Genomic DNA, 15,984 nt, shown 5'->3' on the forward strand with positions numbered 1-15,984 from the left:
TTTAGCCATTTCTAACTCCGTTTATTCTGGCTTGGCCTTAGCCGGCCGATTTGGCTTTGACTTCGTCCGCAACTGCCTGCGGAACGTCTGCATAGTGATCAAACTGCATCACGAACTGGGCACGACCCTGGGACATGGAGCGCAGCGTGTTGACGTAACCGAACATGTTCGCCAGCGGTACGAACGCGTTAACAACGCGTGCGATGCCACGGGAGTCCATGTCACGAACCTGGCCACGACGGCTGTTCAGGTCGCCAATGATGTCGCCCATATACTCTTCCGGGGTCACTACTTCGACTTTCATGATCGGCTCGAGCAGCTTCGGAGAAGCTTTCGACAGACCTTCTTTGAACGCTGCACGGGCAGCGATTTCGAAGGCCATGACGCTCGAGTCAACGTCGTGGTAGGCACCGTCGGTCAGCTTGATCGACAAGTCGGTTACCGGGAAGCCTGCGATAACGCCGCTCTGCAGCGAGCTTTCGAGACCTTTGGCAACACCCGGGATGTATTCCTTCGGAACGTTACCGCCAACAACGGTATCGGTGAAGGAGAAGCCCGAACCCGGTTCACCCGGGGTGAAGGTGAGCTTGATACGCGCGAACTGACCCGAACCACCCGACTGTTTTTTGTGGGTGTAGTCGATATCGACTTCTTTCGAGATGGTTTCGCGATAAGCAACCTGCGGCGCGCCGATGTTAGCTTCGACTTTGAATTCACGCTTCATACGATCGACGATGATGTCGAGGTGAAGTTCGCCCATACCCGAAATGATGGTCTGGCCGGATTCGTGGTCGGATTTAACGCGGAACGACGGATCTTCCTGTGCAAGACGTGCAAGGGCGAGACCCATTTTTTCCTGGTCGGCTTTCGATTTCGGCTCAACAGCGATTTCGATAACCGGATCCGGGAATTCCATACGCTCAAGGATGATCGGCTTGGCCGGGTCACAAAGGGTATCACCAGTGGTGGTGTCCTTCATGCCAACCAGAGCAACGATGTCGCCCGAGCAAGCGTATTTGATTTCTTCACGGTTGTTCGAATGCATGAGAAGCATACGGCCGATACGTTCTTTTTTCTCTTTGACAGAGTTCAGAACATACGAGCCGGCATCGAGGATACCGGAATAGATACGAATGAAGGTCAGCGAACCAACGAACGGATCCGACATGATCTTGAATGCAAGAGCCGAGAACGGCGCTTCATCGGTCAGCGGACGGGAATCCGGCTCGTCTTCGGTGTTCGGCTTGACGCCACGAACATCGTCGATGTCATCCGGTGCCGGCATGAAGTCGATAACGGCATCAAGAAGCGGCTGAACGCCTTTGTTCTTGAACGCGGTACCCAGAAGGACCGGAACCAGATCGCCGGCGATGGTGCCTTTACGGATGCACTTCTTGAGAACTTCCTCGGTCGGCATTTCGCCTTCGAGGTAAGCTTCCATTGCTGCTTCGTCGCACTCAACAGCCTGTTCGATCAGAGCTTCACGGTATTCTTCAGCCTGGTCTTTCAGGGAATCGCGGATGTCGCGATACTCGAACTCTGCACCAAGGGATTCGTCTTTCCAGACGATTTCCTTGTTGCGAACGAGGTCAACAACACCTTCGAACTCACCTTCGGAACCGATCGGCAGCTGCATGACAGCGGCGTTGGCACCGAGGCGTTCCTTGATCATTTCGACGCAGCGGAAGAAGTCTGCACCGGTACGGTCCATCTTGTTGACAAAGCACATACGCGGAACGTGGTACTTGTCAGCCTGACGCCACACGGTTTCGGTCTGCGGCTCAACGCCGGAAACGGCGTCGAAAACAGCGCAGGCACCATCGAGAACACGGAGCGAACGTTCAACTTCAATGGTGAAGTCAACGTGGCCCGGGGTATCGATGATGTTAATACGGTGGTCGTTCCAGAAGCAGGTCGTCGCAGCAGACGTAATCGTAATGCCACGTTCCTGTTCCTGTTCCATCCAGTCCATGGTCGCGGCGCCGTCATGGACTTCGCCGATTTTGTAGGACTTGCCGGTGTAGAAAAGAATTCGCTCGGTGGTCGTCGTTTTACCGGCATCAATGTGCGCCATGATGCCGATGTTGCGATACCGAGAGATCGGAGTACGTTGTACCATAATCGACTCTTGATCTTGAGGTCTGAATTACCAGCGATAATGAGCGAAAGCCTTGTTGGCTTCGGCCATACGGTGGGTGTCTTCGCGCTTCTTGACAGCACTGCCGCGGTTGTTGGCAGCATCCATCAATTCACCGGCGAGACGACCGATCATGGTCGTTTCGGAACGCTTGCGGGCAGCGTCAACCAGCCAACGAATGGCCAGAGCCTGACGACGCTCGGAACGAACTTCAACCGGAACCTGGTAAGTAGCACCACCAACACGGCGCGAACGAACTTCGACGTTCGGCTTCACGTTATCCATGGCTTCGTGGAACTGGGCAACCGGGTCTGCACCCTTGCTTTCCATTACTTCCAGGGCACCATAAACGATTTTTTCGGCGGCAGATTTTTTGCCGTCGAGCATAAGACCGTTCATGAACTTGGTAAGAACCTTGTCGCCATATTTGGCGTCAGGGAGTACTTCGCGCTTTTCAGCAGCGTGACGACGTGACATCTGAGCTGCTCCTTATTTCGGACGCTTCGCGCCGTATTTCGAACGACGCTGCTTACGGTCTTTGACACCCTGTGTATCGAGGGTACCGCGAATGATGTGGTAACGAACACCCGGCAAATCTTTTACACGGCCGCCGCGGATCATCACGACAGAGTGTTCCTGCAGGTTGTGGCCTTCACCCGGAATGTAGGAGGTTACTTCGTAGCCGTTGGTCAAACGGACACGGGCAACCTTACGAAGTGCCGAGTTCGGCTTCTTCGGGGTCGTGGTGTAGACACGGGTGCAAACGCCGCGTTTCTGCGGGCATGCTTCCAGTGCCGGAACCATATCGCGCTGGGTGCGCGGAGTCCGCGATTTGCGGATCAACTGGTTAATAGTGGGCATTAACTTTCCCTTTTACTTCAACGGACGCCACTAGGGCGCTGCTCTTATCGACGCACGACGAGCGACCACGCGTCCCCATACACAGTACGGAAACACGCGCGGACGCCCATAAATGCAGGAGTTCCTGCCTCGACGGCCGTCAGAGTCGCACTCAAGCGATGGGGGGCGAAAACCGCCCGCTACCGCACAAAACGGTACCGGCACAGCTACACCCCCCTAGATTCGGTGGGCGCATACTAGTGACGGCCCCCTTTTGCGTCAAGCAAAACCATATGGACCTTCGAGTTGGCGCTTCAAACGCCGAGACGAACCGGTGCGTCGATAAGAGTTCCGGTTCGCCTCTGATTCTTTAACTGTCTGGCGCGACGAAGTTATTCGCCTGCCGGCAGTGAAGCGGTGTCGGCATCGGCCTGCGGGCCGAAATTGTCGCCGATTTCTTCTTCTGCCTCGATCTGTACCGATTTGTCGCGTTCGGCAGCCAGTGCACGGAAGCGGTTCATCACCGCACCGGTACCAGCCGGGATCAAACGACCCACGATGACGTTCTCTTTCAGACCGATAAGGGTATCGGTCTTGCCCGAAACGGCTGCTTCGGTAAGAACGCGCGTGGTTTCCTGGAACGACGCGGCCGAGATGAAGGAATGCGTCTGCAGGGATGCCTTGGTGATCCCCTGGAGGACCGGTGCACCTTCTGCGAGTTCGCCACCTTCTTTAAGCGCACGCTCGTTTTCGGCATCGAAGTCAACGCGGTCAATGATTTCACCAACCAGAAGAGTCGTGTCACCCGGTTTGGTGATTTCGACTTTCTGAAGCATCTGGCGAACGATGACTTCGATATGCTTGTCGTTAATCTTCACGCCCTGCAGACGGTAGACTTCCTGGATCTCGTTGACCAGGTAATCTGCCAGTGCCGGGACGCCCATGACGCGCAGGATATCGTGCGGAACCGGCGAACCATCAAGGAGCTGATCGCCCTTCTCGACGAAGTCCCCTTCCTGAACGGCAAGATGCTTGCCTTTCGGGATCAGGTATTCGACCGGTTCGGTCAGGCCCGAATCCTCGAGCGGGTGAACGATGACACGGCGCTTGTTCTTGTAGTCCTTGCCGAATTCGACGCGACCCGGAATATCCGAGATGATTGCGTGTTCTTTCGGTTTACGGGCTTCGAACAGCTCGGCAACACGCGGCAGACCACCGGTGATGTCACGGGTCTTCGAACCTTCGCGCGGGATACGTGCAAGCACGTCACCAGCATGAACTTTCTGACCGTTCTCGACCGAGAGAATAGCGTCAACCGACAGGAAGTAACGGGCTTCAAGACCGTTATCCAGGTTGATGACCTCGCCGGCTTCGTTACGCAGGGTAACGCGCGGCTTAAGGTCGGACGCCTTGGGCATGCTCTTCCAGTCGATAACCGTTTTCGAGGCAATACCGGTCGCTTCGTCATAGACTTCGCGAATGGTTACGTTCTCGAGAAGGTCGACATAGTTCACATAACCTTCTTTCTCGGTGATGATCGGCAGGGTGTACGGATCCCACTCGGCCAGTTTCTGACCACGCGTGACCTGTGCGCCTTCATCGGTGAGAAGTTTTGCACCGTACGGAACGCGATATTTCGCACGCTCGCGACCGGTTTTGTCGATCAGGAGAATCTCGAGGTTACGCGCCATCACGATGTTGACGCCTGCCGAGTTCTCAACGACTGCACGGTTTTTCAGTTTCACGGTTGCATCGAAGTTCGCTTCGACACCGGAGACCTCTGCACCACGCTGTGCCGCACCACCAATGTGGAACGTACGCATGGTCAGCTGGGTGCCCGGCTCACCGATCGACTGTGCGGCGATAACACCGACAGCTTCACCAATGTTCACCGTGGTACCGCGTGCCAGGTCACGACCATAGCAATGGCCGCAAACACCGGTTTCGGCGTCACAGGTCAGAACCGAACGGATACGTGCGGTTTCAACACCGGCTTTCTCGATGAGATCGAGGTGATCTTCTTCAACCATCTCGTTCTTCGGCACGATGACTTCGCCGGTCGACGGATCAACGATCTCGTCGGCGGTGAAACGACCGAGGATACGATCAGACAGGGTTTCGATAACCTCACCGGAATCGACGACGGCTGCGATGTCGAGGCCACGATCCGTACCGCAATCATGCTGGGTGATGATGCAGTCCTGGGCCACGTCAACCAGACGACGGGTAAGGTAACCCGAGTTCGCCGTTTTCAGTGCGGTATCAGCCAGACCTTTACGAGCACCGTGGGTGGAGTTGAAGTACTCCTGCACGGTCAGGCCTTCTTTAAAGTTCGAAATAATCGGGGTCTCGATGATCGAGCCGTCCGGTTTCGCCATCAGGCCACGCATAGCAGCCAGCTGACGCATCTGGGCGGCAGAACCACGAGCACCGGAGTGCGCCATCATGTAAACCGAGTTCACATTGTCACCTTCTGCCGTCGCCGAGATGACTTTCATCATCGCTTCGGAAACGTCGTCGGTGCACTGCGCCCAGGCGTCAACAACCTTGTTGTATTTCTCACCACGGGTGATGAGACCGTCCTGGTACTGCTGCTCGTATTCCTTGACCTTGTCGTGGGTACCACCGACCAGCGGTTCCTTGGCGTCCGGAATGATCATGTCATCCTTGCCAAACGAAATGCCGGCTTTACATGCCCAGTTGAAACCAAGGCCCATCATGCGGTCAGCAAAGATAACGGTCTCTTTCTGGCCACAGTGACGGTAAACGACATCGATAACGTTCGAGACGTCTTTTTTGGTCAGCAGCTTGTTGATGGTCGAGAACGGAATGCGCGGATGACGCGGCAGAAGTTCCGACAGCAACATGCGGCCCGGGGTGGTCGCAACACGAACGGTGATGCGTTCGTTGTTTTCATCAACCGTGTGGTAACGGGCATTGATCTTGGAATGCAGGGTGACAACACCCTCGTCCAGTGCCTGTTCGATCTCGGCGATGTTGACAAACGACATGCCCTCGCCCGGCTGACCGTCACGCTCCATGGAGATGTAGTACAGACCAAGGACAATATCCTGCGACGGCACGATGATCGGTTTACCCGATGCCGGCGAAAGGATGTTGTTGGTCGACATCATCAGGGTACGTGCTTCAAGCTGGGCTTCAAGCGACAGCGGTACGTGGACAGCCATCTGGTCACCGTCGAAGTCCGCGTTGAACGCAGTACAAACGAGCGGATGCAGCTGGATGGCCTTACCTTCGATCAGGGTAGGCTCGAACGCCTGGATACCAAGACGGTGCAGGGTCGGTGCACGGTTGAGCATGACCGGATGTTCGCGGATAACCTGTTCAAGGATATCCCAAACTTCGGCGCGCTCTTTTTCCACCATGCGCTTTGCAGCCTTGATGGTGGTGGCCATCCCGTACAGTTCCAGCTTCGCGTACACGAACGGCTTGAACAGTTCGAGCGCCATTTTCTTCGGCAGACCGCACTGATGCAGTTTCAGGTTCGGACCCACGGTAATAACGGAACGACCGGAATAGTCGACGCGTTTACCCAGAAGGTTCTGACGGAAACGACCCTGCTTGCCTTTGAGCATGTCCGACATCGATTTGAGCGGACGCTTGTTGGCACCAGTGATCGGACGACCGCGACGACCGTTGTCAAACAGCGCATCAACCGATTCCTGAAGCATACGTTTTTCGTTACGCACGATGATATCAGGCGCACGAAGCTCGATCAGGCGCTTCAGACGGTTGTTACGGTTGATGACACGACGGTAAAGGTCGTTCAGATCCGAGGTTGCGAAACGGCCGCCATCAAGCGGAACCAGCGGACGCAGTTCCGGCGGAATGACCGGAATCACTTCAAGGATCATCCATTCCGGGCGCGCGCCGGATTCCTGGAAGGCCTCAATCAGCTTGAGACGCTTGACCAGCTTCTTGCGCTTGGCTTCGGAATTGGTTTCCTTGAGGTCGATTTTCGCGGTTTCGCGTTCTTCATCAAGGTCGATTGCCGCAAGCATATCGCGGATGGCTTCGGCACCGATACCGGCACGGAAGCTGTCTTCGCCATATTCTTCCTGGGCAGTCATATACTGGTCTTCGGACAGGAGCTCACCCATTTTAAGCGGGGTAAGGCCCGGTTCGATAACCACATAGTTTTCGAAGTACAGAATGCGCTCAAGATCCTTGAGCGTCATGTCCAGCAGCAGACCCAGACGGCTCGGCAGCGACTTCATGAACCAGATATGGGCAACAGGTGCCGCCAGTTCGATATGGCCCATACGTTCACGACGTACTTTGGCCAGAGTCACTTCGACGCCGCATTTTTCACAGATAATGCCGCGATACTTCATACGCTTGTACTTGCCGCACAAGCATTCGTAATCCTTCACCGGACCAAAAATGCGCGCACAGAACAGGCCGTCGCGCTCCGGTTTGAAGGTCCGGTAGTTGATGGTTTCCGGTTTCTTGATCTCGCCGAACGACCAGGAGCGGATACGCTCCGGGCTGGCAATCTGAATCCGGATCTGATCGAAGCTCTGGGTGCCCTGCGGCTGCCCGAAGATCTTCATCAACTCGTTCATAAAGGCTCTCCCGCTATGCCCGGTCTCGCCGGGTTTCGCCAATTTCAGGCCGAAAGATGCGAAATGGCGACCGGGATGCCCGGATGGGCACCCCTGTCAGCCACACACTTAGTATTCGTTCTGCTCAAGTTCGACATTGAGACCAAGCGAACGGAGTTCTTTAACAAGAACGTTAAACGACTCCGGAATGCCTGCCTCGAAGGTGTCTTCACCACGAACAATGGCTTCGTAAACCTTGGTACGGCCCGAAACGTCGTCCGACTTGACCGTAAGCATTTCCTGAAGGGTGTATGCAGCACCGTAAGCTTCGAGTGCCCACACTTCCATCTCCCCGAAACGCTGGCCACCGAACTGCGCCTTACCACCCAGCGGCTGCTGGGTAACAAGAGAGTACGGACCAATCGAACGTGCGTGGATCTTGTCATCGACCAGGTGGTGCAGTTTGAGCATGTAGATATAGCCCACTGTCACCTTGCGATGGAATTTCTCACCGGTACGACCGTCATAAAGGTCAACCTGGCCAGAACCATCAAGGCCTGCTTTTTCAAGCATACGAACAACATCCGGCTCACGAGCGCCGTCGAAGACCGGGGTGGCCATCGGAACGCCGCGACGCAGGTTGTTGCCAAGCTCGATGACTTCACCATCGGACAGCTCTTTGATGCCGGCGATGTATTCTTCGCCTTCATAGACATCATTAAGCTTGTTACGCAGGTCTTCCATCTCGCCACGACCGTCGGCAACAGCATCGACAAGTTCGCCGATCTGTTCGCCAAGACCACGTGATGCCCAACCAAGGTGGGTTTCAAGGATCTGGCCGACGTTCATACGCGACGGAACACCCAGCGGGTTCAGAACGATATCGACCGGCGTACCGTCTTCGAGGTGCGGCATGTCTTCAACCGGCATAATGCGCGATACGACACCCTTGTTCCCGTGACGGCCGGCCATCTTGTCACCCGGCTGCATTTTACGTTTAACGGCGACAAAGACTTTGACCATCTTCATCACGCCCGGCGGCAGTTCGTCACCAGCCTGCAGCTTGTCGACCTTGTCGTCGAAACGAGCCTGAAGAACAGCAATCGATTCCTCGAACTGCTTTTTCAGAGCTTCGATGTCAGACATGACATTGTCATCAGCAACTGCAATCTGGCGCCACAGACCACGTGCAACACCCGACAGGCTGTCTTCGGTGATCTCGCCCGACAGGCCCTTCGGACCATCAACGAGCTGCTGACCCAGCAGAAGGTTTTTCAGACGACCATAGAAGTTGCGCTCAAGAATGGCGCGTTCGTCATCACGGTCCTGTGCGAGACGCTCGATCTCGGCGCGCTCGATGGCCAGGGCACGTTCGTCCTTGTCAACGCCACGACGCGAGAACACGCGGACTTCAACAATGGTACCGAACTGTCCCGGCGGGACACGCAGCGACGTATCACGGACGTCGGATGCTTTTTCACCGAAGATGGCACGCAGAAGTTTTTCTTCCGGCGTCATCGGGCTTTCGCCCTTCGGCGTTACCTTACCGACAAGGATATCGCCCGGCTTGATTTCCGCACCGATGTAGACAATGCCCGCCTCGTCGAGGTTTTTGAGCGCTTCTTCACCGACGTTCGGAATATCACGGGTGATTTCTTCCTGACCCAGCTTGGTATCGCGGGCCATGACTTCGAATTCCTCGATATGGATCGAGGTATAAACGTCATCACGGGCGATACGCTCGGACAGAAGGATGGAATCCTCGAAGTTGTAACCGTTCCAAGGCATGAACGCGACCAGCACGTTACGGCCAAGGGCAAGTTCACCCATATCGGTACACGGACCATCCGAGATGATGTCGCCTTTTTTGACAACATCGCCAACTTTCACCAGCGGACGCTGGTTGATGCAGCTGCCCTGGTTGGAACGCTGATATTTCAGCAGGGTGTAAATATCGACACCCGATTCCGAGGCGGCAATGTCACCGGTTGCGCGAATAACCATACGGGTCGCGTCAACAGATTCAACAACACCGTCACGGCGTGCGATCAGGGTTGCACCCGAATCACGTGCCACCGGAACTTCCATACCGGTACCGACATACGGCGCTTCGGAGCGGATCAACGGAACCGCCTGACGCTGCATGTTCGAGCCCATCAGTGCGCGGTTCGCGTCATCGTTCTCAAGGAACGGAATGAGCGCGGATGCGACCGATACCAGCTGCTTCGGCGAGACGTCCATAAGGTCGATCTCTTCGGAGCGGGCCATATAGTGGTCACCGGCTTTACGGGTGTTGATCAGTTCGTTGGTAAAGCTGAAATCACCGTTAAGCGGTTCGTTCGCCTGTGCGATGACATAACGGCCTTCCTCGATCGCCGACAGATAGATCACCTCGGCGGTCACCTTGCCGTCGACAACCTTGCGGTACGGGCTTTCGATGAAGCCGTACTGGTTGACACGTGCAAAGGTTGCCAGCGAGTTGATCAGACCAATGTTCGGACCTTCCGGCGTTTCAACCGGGCAGATACGACCATAGTGGGTCGGATGAACGTCACGAACTTCAAAGCCGGCACGCTCACGGGTCAAACCACCCGGGCCAAGCGCCGAAAGACGACGTTTGTGGGTAATTTCCGAAAGCGGGTTGGTCTGGTCCATGAACTGCGACAGCTGCGAAGAGCCGAAGAATTCACGCACAGCAGCAGCAACCGGCTTGGCATTGATCAGGTCATGCGGCATCACGTTGTCGATCTCGACCGAGCTCATGCGCTCGCGGATCGCACGTTCCATACGCAACAGACCAACACGGAACTGGTTTTCCATCAGCTCGCCGACCGAACGCAGACGACGGTTGCCAAGATGGTCAATATCGTCAATCTCGCCACGACCGTCTTTCAGGTCGATCAGAACACGGACGACTTCCAGAATGTCTTCACGGCGCAGGATACGAACAGTATCCGGGCATTCCAGATTCAGACGCGCATTCATCTTCACACGGCCAACAGCCGAAAGATCATAACGCTCTGCATCGAAGAACAGGCCTTTGAACATGGCTTCCGCACCCTCGAGGGTCGGCGGTTCGCCCGGGCGCATCACGCGATAGATGTCCACAAGGGCTTCTTCGCGGTTGCTGTTCTTGTCCAGTGCCATGGTGTTGCGCAGATACGGACCGACCTGGTTGTGGTCGATCATCAGCAGACGGATGGAATCAACGCCCCATTCCTTAAGCTGCTCGAACACTTCCTCGGTCAGTTCGTGACCGGCTTCTGCCAGGATCTCACCGGTTTCGCCGTCAATCAGGTCATCGGCCATGAACCAGCCATTAAGCTGATCTTCCGGAACCAGGATTTCCTTGACGCCCTGTTCGGTGATTTTGGCAGCAGAACGCTTGGTGATTTTCGAACCGGCTGCTGCAACAACTTCACCGCTGTTGGCATCAACAAGATCGTGAACCAGCTTCTGGCCGATATAACGGTCTGCACTGAAATCGGTAACCCAACCATCTGCGGTACGGCGGTATTCAGCCGACTCATAGTAATAGTTGAGAATCTCTTCCGGGGTCAGGCCTTCGATTTCCGACGGATCGACAGAGCGCCCTTCTTCGGCACGCTGGGCACGCAGCTGTTCGGACTCTTCGTTTTCAAGAGCCATAAGCAGCGTGGTCGCCGGCAGTTTGCGGCGACGGTCGATACGGACATAAAGAATGTCTTTTGCGTCGAATTCGAAATCGAGCCACGAACCACGATAAGGAATCACACGCGCGGCAAACAGATATTTGCCCGAGCTGTGGCTCTTACCTTTGTCATGGTCAAAGAAGACGCCCGGCGAACGGTGCATCTGAGAAACGATCACACGCTCGGTGCCGTTCACGATAAAGGTACCGTGTTCGGTCATGAGCGGCATGTCGCCCATATACACGTCTTGTTCCTTGATATCGCGGATCGAACGGGCACCCGTGTCCTCGTCGATATCCCAAACAACCAGGCGGAGTGTTACGCGCAGCGGTGCGGCAAAAGTCATGCCACGCTGGCGACACTCTTCGGTATCGTATTTCGGCTGCTCAAGCTCATACGAAACGAATTCAAGAGTTGCGCGTTCCGAAAAATCTTTAATCGGAAAGACGCTCTTGAACACTTCCTGGAGACCTGCATCGTCCCGCTGCTCCTGCGGGGTTCCGGTCTGCAAAAACTTGTCGTAGGAATTCTTTTGAACCTCAATGAGATTCGGGAGCGGAGCGACTTCGCTGATCCGTCCAAAGCTTTTGCGGATGCGCTTTCGACCAGTAAAGGACTTATCCATCATCGTTCCTTTAATCGCGCCTCCCCACACCGTCCGAACTCGTTCGTCCCTGCCCTGATACGTTTCCGACTTGCGCAAAACGCATACAGCACAACGACGCCCGAGCCCCGTACGGGGCGGGCGTTCACTTGATTATGACCGTGGATGTGTTTTGACATCCAACTTGATTGAGATCACTGATCCCTCGGCTGTCGACGCCGTCAAAGATAACCTCTGACCTAAACGGCCTTACGTTATGTACGATTACCTTTGGCAGCGTCAACCGTTAAATTCCTGTTCGCGCCCCTGCACATATCCCGGCCCGATTGCCAGGGAGCACAGAGACGGAAGGGCCGGCGCCCAGAGGACGCCGACCCAGACCTTGGCAAGAAGCCGTCGATTACTTGAGTTCGACGGTTGCGCCGGCTTCTTCCAGCTTCTTCTTGATTTCTTCGGCTTCGTCCTTAGCAACGCCTTCTTTGACGGCTTTCGGAGCGCCTTCAACCAGTTCTTTGGCTTCTTTGAGGCCAAGACCGGTGATGCCGCGTACTTCTTTAATGACGTTGATTTTCTTGTCGCCAGCAGAAGCGAGGATAACGTCGAATTCGGTTTTCTCTTCAGCAGCAGCACCGCCGGCAGCAGCGCCACCAGCAGCAGCAACAGCTACCGGAGCAGCGGCGGAAACGCCCCACTCTTCTTCGAGCATTTTGGAAAGTTCTGCAGCTTCAAGAACGGTGAGCTTGGAAAGCTCTTCAACGAGTGCCTTAAGATCGGCCATTTTGTATAACTCCTAGGCTTGAACTTAGATATCTGAGATATCTGGATAATTTGGTTTACGCGGCTTCGCCTTTGTCGGCATATGCCTTCAGCACCTGGGCGATCTGAGCCGCCGGCTTGGAGGTCAGCGTAGCGATACGCTGTGCCGGGGTCTGGATCATACCAACCAGTTTCGCACGAAGTTCGTCCAGCGACGGCAGTTCTGCCAGAGCTTTAACGCCCTGTTCATCGAGAACCTGTTCGCCGATGGCACCAGCAACAAGAACCAGCTTGTCGTTGGATTTCGCGAACTCGGAGGCTACCTTTGCGACCGATGCCGGATCAGCTGAATAGCCAATCGCGGTCGGGCCGGTGAAGTAGTCTGCAAGACCAGCAAATTTGGTGCCTTCCAGAGCAAGTCGCGTAAGCCGGTTTTTGGTGACCTTGAAGCCCGCACCAGCTTCACGCATCTGCGCACGAAGAGCGGTAATTTCAGCAACCGTCAGACCCTTATACTGGGTGATGACGACGCCTTCCGCAGCTTCGAACACTTCGCGCATCTCTGCTACGAACTGTTGTTTATCATCGCGGTTCACTTTTAGTCTCCGACATTGCTTATTGCCCTGAACCCCACAAGGAGGTTCACAGACGCGACCAGTCCTTTCGAACCGGTCTGTGACGCCCGTCCGTTTGCCAGATGTCCAAGCCTTGTGTGATGCCCCGTTCGGGGAAAAACTAAGTACCGGAACCTCTGCCTATGCAGGAGATTAAGAGCGAATGATTTCGCCCACCTGCAGTCTGGGACAGACAGGTAGAGAGGGCTTGGGCCCTCTCCGGTCCTGACCGGTCCGAAAACCGGTCAGAATTCGAAAAACTTCTTACTTCGAAGCGATGTCAGCAATCGACAGTTTCACGCCAGCACCCATGGTGGAGCTGATCGCAGCGCGCTGAAGGTACTGACCTTTTGCGCCTGTCGGTTTTGCTTTAACGATTGCTTCGACGAATGCTTTTGCGTTCTCGAGGATCTGCTCTTCGCTGAACGAAGCCTTGCCGATACCGGCATGGACGATACCGTTTTTCTCGGCGCGGAACTGGACCTGGCCAGCTTTTGCGTCGGAAACTGCGGTTGCAACATCCATGGTAACGGTGCCGAGTTTCGGGTTCGGCATCAGGCCGCGCGGGCCGAGAACCTTACCGAGACGGCCGACAACAGCCATCATGTCCGGGGTCGCAATAACGCGATCATAGTTCAGATCGCCTTTCTGCATTGCTTCCATCAGGTCTTCTGCACCAACAGCGTCGGCGCCAGCTTTCTGGGCTTCTTCTGCTTTGGCGTCTTTTGCGAAGACAGCAACGCGCATGGTTTTACCGGTACCATGCGGAAGGGAAACAACACCACGGACCATCTGGTCAGCGTGACGCGGATCAACACCAAGGTTCATGGCAATTTCGATGGTTTCATCGAATTTTGCTTTTGCACCTTCTTTGACGAGTTTGACAGCAGCTGCCAGTTCGTACTGGGTGTTACGGTCGATGCCCTCATAGGCCTGGGCAAGGCGTTTACCAGTCTTGGCCATCGTCTTACTCCACAACCTCGAGACCCATCGCACGGGCAGAGCCCTCGATCATTGCCATCGCGCCATCAATGTCGAATGCATTGAGGTCAGCCATTTTGGCTTCTGCGATTTCTTTGACCTGTGCTTTGGTCACCTTGCCAACATAACCTTTACCGGTGGTACCGGAACCTTTGGCAATGCCTGCTGCCTTTTTCAGGAAGTAGGATGCCGGCGGGGTTTTGGTTACGAACGAGAAGGAACGGTCGGAATAAACGGTGATGACGACCGGAATCGGCATACCAGGTTCCATCTGCTGGGTCGCTGCGTTGAACGCCTTGCAGAATTCCATGATGTTCACGCCGCGCTGACCAAGAGCCGGGCCGACGGGCGGCGACGGGTTGGCTTTGCCGGCGGGAATCTGCAGCTTAAGATAGCCGTCGATTTTCTTCGCCATTAGAGTACCTCTTAAAGAAGCGCGCGGTCCGGCCATGGCTGACCTCCCGCGCCTTGATTGCCGCCTGCGTATACAGGCAGCGACTTAAACTTTCAAGATCGTTTTTTAAAGCTTCTCGACCTGGGTATATTCCAGCTCGACCGGAGTTGAACGACCGAAGATCGAAACAGACACCTTCAGGCGTGCACGTTCTTCATCAACTCCTTCGACGACACCGTTAAACGATGCAAACGGGCCATCGGAAACACGCACTTCCTCGCCAACCTCGAATGCGATGGTCGGCTTCGGACGATCAACACCTTCCTGCACCTGATGCAGAATGTGCTGAGCTTCCTTTTCGGAAATCGGCATCGGCTTGCCACGGCTACCGAGGAAATCGGTGACCTTGGCGGTGTTTTTGACCAGATGCCAGCTTTCGTCAGTGAGATCCATCTTCAGCAGGACATAGCCCGGGAAAAACTTCCGCTCGGCATTGACCTTGGTGCCGCGACGCATCTCGACAGTTTCTTCAGTCGGAACCAGGACCTCTTCGATCTCGCCTTCAAGACCTTTCTTGATGGCTTGTTCGCGGATCGACTGGGCGACCTTTTTCTCGAATCCGGAGTGAACGTGCAATACGTACCAGCGATGCGCCATTGACTTAGCCCCCAACACCAAAGACCAGCTTAACACCCCATGCGAGGAGCTGATCGACAACAAAGAAGAAAACGGACGCCAAAGCAACCATCACGAAAACCATGATGGTCGAAACAGTCGTTTCCTTACGGGACGGCCACGAGACTTTCTTTGCCTCGGAGCGAACCTGCTGTACGAATTGTGCTGGCGACGTTTTAGCCATTGTCGGGGTTACACCGCTTTCTAATGCTTTGTTTCACGACCCGGAAAAAATTGGCAGGAGAGGAGGGACTCGAACCCCCGACACTCGGTTTTGGAGACCGATGCTCTACCAACTGAGCTACACTCCTACAAGATCGTCAGAAAGTTGAAAAGCTTATCTTCTTTCTGGCTCATCCCCGCCCGGGTGGCGGGGTGTGCGGGCGGTTTATAGCCGCCCGCACATCCAAGATCAAGCACTCAATCGTGCAAAATCTTAAAAATTATTCGATGATTTTCGCAACAACGCCTGCGCCGACGGTACGACCGCCTTCACGGATTGCGAAACGCAGACCTTCGTCCATTGCGATCGGTGCAATGAGGGTCGCGGTCATCTGGACGTTGTCGCCCGGCATAACCATTTCGGTGCCAGCCGGCAGCTCGATCGAACCGGTAACGTCAGTCGTACGGAAGTAGAACTGCGGACGGTAGTTCGAGAAGAACGGCGTGTGACGGCCACCTTCATCCTTGGTCAGGATGTAAGCTTCTGCTTCAAACTTGGTGTGCGGGGTGATCGAGCCAACATGT

At 55.2% G+C, this 15,984-nt stretch carries 12 protein-coding genes and 1 tRNA gene; all 13 read right to left on the minus strand.

Features of this window, described 5'->3' with window-relative positions; translation table 11 throughout:
* Positions 1-37: 37 nt before the first annotated feature.
* Positions 38-2,119: an elongation factor G gene (gene fusA, locus CU041_RS20130; RefSeq protein WP_068518441.1), complete on the minus strand. Its 2,082-nt coding sequence runs from the start codon at positions 2,117-2,119 to the stop codon at positions 38-40.
* Between the two features lie 27 nt (positions 2,120-2,146).
* A complete protein-coding gene (rpsG, locus tag CU041_RS20135; protein WP_068518440.1) occupies positions 2,147-2,614 on the minus strand; it encodes a 30S ribosomal protein S7 in 468 nt (155 codons plus the stop codon).
* A gap of 12 nt (positions 2,615-2,626) precedes the next feature.
* Positions 2,627-2,998 (minus strand): 30S ribosomal protein S12, encoded by a 372-nt coding sequence (rpsL, locus tag CU041_RS20140; RefSeq protein ID WP_007092427.1) that lies wholly within the window; start codon positions 2,996-2,998, stop codon positions 2,627-2,629.
* 371 nt (positions 2,999-3,369) lie between these two features.
* On the minus strand, positions 3,370-7,563 hold the full coding sequence (rpoC, locus tag CU041_RS20145; RefSeq protein WP_068518439.1) for a DNA-directed RNA polymerase subunit beta': 4,194 nt from the start codon (positions 7,561-7,563) through the stop codon (positions 3,370-3,372).
* 108 nt (positions 7,564-7,671) lie between these two features.
* Positions 7,672-11,838: a DNA-directed RNA polymerase subunit beta gene (gene rpoB, locus CU041_RS20150; protein WP_068518438.1), complete on the minus strand. Its 4,167-nt coding sequence runs from the start codon at positions 11,836-11,838 to the stop codon at positions 7,672-7,674.
* 379 nt (positions 11,839-12,217) lie between these two features.
* Complete coding sequence (rplL, locus tag CU041_RS20155) at positions 12,218-12,595, minus strand: 50S ribosomal protein L7/L12 (protein WP_068518437.1); 378 nt, start codon at positions 12,593-12,595, stop codon at positions 12,218-12,220.
* Positions 12,596-12,650: 55 nt separating this feature from the next.
* Positions 12,651-13,169 carry a 50S ribosomal protein L10 gene (rplJ, locus tag CU041_RS20160; RefSeq protein WP_068518436.1) on the minus strand — a complete coding sequence of 173 codons (519 nt, stop codon included), beginning with the start codon at positions 13,167-13,169 and terminating at the stop codon, positions 12,651-12,653.
* Between the two features lie 282 nt (positions 13,170-13,451).
* Complete coding sequence (gene rplA, locus CU041_RS20165; RefSeq protein ID WP_068518435.1) at positions 13,452-14,150, minus strand: 50S ribosomal protein L1; 699 nt, start codon at positions 14,148-14,150, stop codon at positions 13,452-13,454.
* 4 nt (positions 14,151-14,154) lie between these two features.
* Entirely contained in the window at positions 14,155-14,583 is a 429-nt protein-coding gene (gene rplK, locus CU041_RS20170) for a 50S ribosomal protein L11 (protein WP_068518434.1), read from the minus strand.
* A 105-nt stretch (positions 14,584-14,688) separates the two neighbouring features.
* Complete coding sequence (gene nusG / locus CU041_RS20175; protein ID WP_068518433.1) at positions 14,689-15,219, minus strand: transcription termination/antitermination protein NusG; 531 nt, start codon at positions 15,217-15,219, stop codon at positions 14,689-14,691.
* 4 nt (positions 15,220-15,223) lie between these two features.
* Positions 15,224-15,421 carry a preprotein translocase subunit SecE gene (gene secE, locus CU041_RS20180; RefSeq protein WP_040824880.1) on the minus strand — a complete coding sequence of 66 codons (198 nt, stop codon included), beginning with the start codon at positions 15,419-15,421 and terminating at the stop codon, positions 15,224-15,226.
* A 51-nt stretch (positions 15,422-15,472) separates the two neighbouring features.
* Positions 15,473-15,548 (minus strand) — tRNA-Trp (locus tag CU041_RS20185).
* Between the two features lie 132 nt (positions 15,549-15,680).
* Positions 15,681-15,984: elongation factor Tu (locus CU041_RS20190; protein WP_456154839.1), on the minus strand; the 304-nt coding region annotated here is incomplete at its 5' end.

This window comes from Thalassospira povalilytica (assembly GCF_002844235.1).
Taxonomy (GTDB): domain Bacteria; phylum Pseudomonadota; class Alphaproteobacteria; order Rhodospirillales; family Thalassospiraceae; genus Thalassospira; species Thalassospira povalilytica.

Coding starts and splice junctions, on each gene's coding strand:
- nusG (WP_068518433.1), bottom strand. CDS start 15,219: ATGGCGCATCGCTGGTACGTATTGCACGTTCACTCCGGATTCGAGAAA.
- fusA (WP_068518441.1), bottom strand. CDS start 2,119: ATGGTACAACGTACTCCGATCTCTCGGTATCGCAACATCGGCATCATG.
- rpoC (WP_068518439.1), bottom strand. CDS start 7,563: ATGAACGAGTTGATGAAGATCTTCGGGCAGCCGCAGGGCACCCAGAGC.
- rplL (WP_068518437.1), bottom strand. CDS start 12,595: ATGGCCGATCTTAAGGCACTCGTTGAAGAGCTTTCCAAGCTCACCGTT.
- rpsL (WP_007092427.1), bottom strand. CDS start 2,998: ATGCCCACTATTAACCAGTTGATCCGCAAATCGCGGACTCCGCGCACC.
- secE (WP_040824880.1), bottom strand. CDS start 15,421: ATGGCTAAAACGTCGCCAGCACAATTCGTACAGCAGGTTCGCTCCGAG.
- rpsG (WP_068518440.1), bottom strand. CDS start 2,614: ATGTCACGTCGTCACGCTGCTGAAAAGCGCGAAGTACTCCCTGACGCC.
- rpoB (WP_068518438.1), bottom strand. CDS start 11,838: ATGGATAAGTCCTTTACTGGTCGAAAGCGCATCCGCAAAAGCTTTGGA.
- rplA (WP_068518435.1), bottom strand. CDS start 14,150: ATGGCCAAGACTGGTAAACGCCTTGCCCAGGCCTATGAGGGCATCGAC.
- rplK (WP_068518434.1), bottom strand. CDS start 14,583: ATGGCGAAGAAAATCGACGGCTATCTTAAGCTGCAGATTCCCGCCGGC.